Origin of the sequence: Kitasatospora sp. NPDC058406, from assembly GCF_042722765.1 — a bacterium.
Lineage (GTDB): Bacteria > Actinomycetota > Actinomycetes > Streptomycetales > Streptomycetaceae > Kitasatospora.
In genome coordinates, this window is sequence record NZ_JBHXKE010000021.1 from 58,477 (window position 1) to 59,257 (window position 781).

General features: G+C 74.3%; 1 protein-coding gene. It reads left to right on the forward strand.

The annotated features are described in order from the left end of the window. Positions 1–724: PAS domain-containing protein (locus ACFWOG_RS06820; RefSeq protein ID WP_380355481.1), on the forward strand; the 724-nt coding region annotated here is incomplete at its 5' end. Between the last annotated feature and the right edge of the window lie 57 nt (positions 725–781).

The window sequence follows — 781 nt, forward strand, 5'->3', positions numbered from 1 at the left end:
CCTGCCCTACAGCCGCCCCCCCCCCGGGTTCGCCGTTCCCCCGTTCTTCGACGAGCTGGGCGTCCGCGCCTACCGCGGCGACCCGCGCGGCCACGACACCAACACCGTCATCGGCACCGTCTGCGTCCTCGACCGCGAACCCCGCCAGTGGGGACGCGAGCGGCTGCGCGACATCCAGCACCTCGCCGAGGCCCTGCTCTCCGAGATCCGGCTGCGCGACAACCTGCTCGCCCAGCAGCAGGAGATGTTCGCGGCCTTCGACGGCTCGCCCTTCCCGATCATGCTCACCGACGGCCCCGGTCAGGAGATCCGCTACGCCAACGCCCAGCACGCCGACATCTTCGGCGCCCCCGCGGCGTACGGCACGATCGGCCAGGCCTACCCGCAGCTCGGCATCGCCGGCCTCCAGCAGGCGGTCTCCGAGGCGTACCACACCGGCCGCACCACCGTGCTCAACGACGTCCGCATCCAGTCCGCCCGGCCCGAGGCCCAGCGGATCCAGCAGATCTTCAGCTTCACCTGCACCCCGCTGCGCACCGCCCGGACGGGCCAGGTCAACGGTGTGCTCACCGTCGGCATGGACGTCACCGCGCAGTCCCGCACCGAGGAGGAACTGGGCACGCTCGCCGCGCTCCTGGTCGACCGCCTCCAGCAGAACGGCGCCGCCCCCGCCGTCCGTCCGGGCCTCGGCGCCGGAGGGACCGGGCTGGTCCTCCCGGGCTGACACCGGGCCGGTACCACCGTGGCGGGGGGGCCGACACCCCCCCCGGGAGGCGGCCCC